The following is a 1031-nucleotide window of genomic DNA, read 5'->3' as shown; positions in this document are numbered from 1 at the left end:
CGATGCATCGCCGATGGTAGTGTGGGGTTTCCCCATGTGAGAGTAGGTCATCGTCAAGATTCATTTCGCAAAACCCCTATCTGCGCGAGCAGGTAGGGGTTTTGTCTTTCCGATATTCGCACACCTTTCGCCAATCAAATATCTTTTGTCCGTCTCGTACCTGCGCAAAAGCGCTCAAGGGTGCGACAATTAATCCTGTTCGTTTACGTGACTTTGCCCTGCCCAAGCTGCGTCAAGGCTTAGGTTCGGGGCATCCTCGCGCCCGGACAGAGCGATGCCAGCGTGCCGTGCTGCGCATTTATGGACCTTCACCGTCCTATACAATTGAGGTTACAAGCAAGATGGCCAAGGCCGCCGATGTCGTTGTGCAATGCCTGGAAAACGAAGGTGTCGAGTATGTGTTCGGCATCCCGGGTGAGGAAAACCTCGACCTGCTGGAATCCCTGCGCAAGTCGAAGATCAAGCTGGTACTGACCCGCCACGAGCAGTCCGCGGGCTTCATGGCCGCCACCTATGGCCGCCTGACCGGCAAGACCGGCGTCAGCCTGTCGACCCTGGGCCCTGGCGCGACCAACCTGGTGACCGCCAGCGCCTACGCCTATCTCGGCGGCATGCCGATGATGATGATTACCGGCCAGAAGCCGATCAAGAAGTCCAAGCAGGGCCGCTTCCAGATCATCGACGTGTGCGGCATGATGGACCCCATCACCAAGTACACCCACCAGTTCGCCTCGGCCGACAACATCCCGGCCCGCATGCGTGAAGCGTTCCGCCTGGCCGAAGAAGAAAAGCCGGGTGCCGTGCACTTGGAACTGCCGGAAGACATCGCTGCCGAGCAGACCGATGCCATGCCGATCCCGCGCAGCCTGCACCGCCGTCCGCTGGCCGAGCATGTGGCCATCGAAGCCGCCATCGAGAAGCTGCGCACCGCGCGCAGCCCGATCCTGGTGATCGGCGCCGGCGCCAACCGCAAGATGACCGCCAAGGTCCTCAAGCAGCTGATCGACAAGACCGGCATCCCGTTCGTCACC

General features: G+C 60.4%; 1 protein-coding gene. It reads left to right on the top strand.

The genetic code is table 11. The annotated features are described in order from the left end of the window. Positions 1-341 precede the first annotated feature (341 nt). The coding region (locus ACNQPL_RS26600) for a thiamine pyrophosphate-binding protein (protein WP_416468383.1) at positions 342-1031 on the top strand (690 nt) is incomplete at its 3' end.

It is taken from the genome of Pseudomonas sp. LFS044 (assembly GCF_047978245.1).
Lineage (GTDB): Bacteria > Pseudomonadota > Gammaproteobacteria > Pseudomonadales > Pseudomonadaceae > Aquipseudomonas.
Note: the sequence above shows the minus strand (reverse complement) of the source record. Positions and strands in the feature narration are given on the sequence as shown.